At 50.5% G+C, this 1,425-nt stretch carries 1 protein-coding gene and 1 tRNA gene; one reads left to right on the top strand and one right to left on the bottom strand.

Features of this window, described 5'->3' with window-relative positions; translation table 11 throughout:
- Nucleotides 1–24 precede the first annotated feature (24 nt).
- Nucleotides 25–975, bottom strand: a complete 951-nt coding sequence (coaA, locus tag LDK53_RS22460) for a type I pantothenate kinase (protein ID WP_025759195.1) — start codon at nucleotides 973–975, stop codon at nucleotides 25–27.
- 318 nt (nucleotides 976–1,293) lie between these two features.
- Here coaA and LDK53_RS22455 point away from each other — a divergent pair.
- A tRNA-Thr gene (locus LDK53_RS22455) sits at nucleotides 1,294–1,369 on the top strand.
- Nucleotides 1,370–1,425: the final 56 nt, after the last annotated feature.

Here is a 1,425-nt window from a genome sequence, read left to right as displayed (position 1 = left end):
TTTTTTTTATGTCTGCGTGATGACTTACTTCCGCAAGCGAATCTGGTCAACGGCGTGCTTCTCGCTCTTGGTGAGGATCAGGCTTGCACGCTCGCGTGTGGGCAGGATGTTCTCTTTGAGGTTCACGTAGTTGATCTCTTTCCACAGCCCCGTGGCCACATTGATCGCTTCTTCTTCAGATAGCTGAGCATAGTGGTGGAAATAGGAGTCCGGGTCAGTGAACGCCCCTTCACGGAACTTCAGGAAGCGGTTGATGTACCAGTTTTGCAGAAGGTCTTCCGGCGCATCGACATAAATAGAGAAATCGACGAAATCTGAGACAAAGACATGATGCGGATCGTGAGGATAATCCATGCCGCTTTGCAGCACGTTCAAACCTTCCAGAATCAGGATATCCGGCTGGACCACGGTTTTATCCCCACCCGGAATGCGATCATAGATCAGGTGTGAGTAGACCGGCGCCGTCACGTGAGGCACACCAGATTTCAGATCGGAGACAAATTTCACCAGGCGGTGCATATCATAAGAGAGCGGGAAGCCTTTCTTCTTCATCAGCCCGCGTTCTTTTAATACTTCGTTCGGATGCAGGAAACCGTCGGTGGTGATCAACTCTACGCTGCGGTGCTCGGGCCAACGGCTCAACAGCGCCTGCAGGACACGTGCGGTGGTGCTTTTACCCACGGCCACGCTGCCGGCAATACTGATGATATAAGGAATGCGTTGACCGTTGGTTCCGAGGAACTGCTCCAGCACCGCCTGACGACGCAGGTTGGAACTGATATAGAAGTTAAGCAAGCGAGAGAGGGGGAGATAAATTTCTGCCACCTCTTCCAGGGACAGATCTTCGTTTATCCCTTTTAACCGTGCGATTTCACCTTCCGTCAGCGTCATAGGGACGGAATCACGCAGGGCAGCCCATTGACTGCGGTTAAAGTGAAGGTAAGGCGTCATTAACGTTTGCTCTTTTTTGCTCATAAGCATGCTTCATTGAGCCAGCATCACAACTGCCGGATCGTGGCTCATCACACAGTTAATTTTGGACAATGGGCAGGAGGTTAACACCAGATGACAGGAATAATAAGAAAAAAGATGGAAAGCGCTGCGTAACGCGGAAGCCGTCACGCTACGGTGTATACGGTGCAAATCACACTGATATGTTGAATATTTGACCGTGAATGACTACTTTTACAGCGCTCAATGCGCTGTTCGCATAAAATGTGAGCGAAAGAACGTTTTATGCAAATTTTTAGTTGCATGACCGCGCAGGTATCCATAGAATGCGCGCTACTTGATGCCGACTTAGCTCAGTAGGTAGAGCAACTGACTTGTAATCAGTAGGTCACCAGTTCGATTCCGGTAGTCGGCACCATCAAGTCCGGTGGGGTTCCCGAGCGGCCAAAGGGAGCAGACTGTAAATCTGCCGTC

Origin of the sequence: Enterobacter sp. K16B (assembly GCF_020216105.1) — a bacterium.
Lineage (GTDB): Bacteria > Pseudomonadota > Gammaproteobacteria > Enterobacterales > Enterobacteriaceae > Enterobacter > Enterobacter sichuanensis.
This window is presented reverse-complemented; position numbering and strand designations above follow the sequence as displayed.

What these genes read in the sequence shown, in the direction of transcription:
- coaA (WP_025759195.1), bottom strand. Translation starts at nt 975, where the DNA reads ATGAGCAAAAAAGAGCAAACGTTAATGACGCCTTACCTTCACTTTAAC.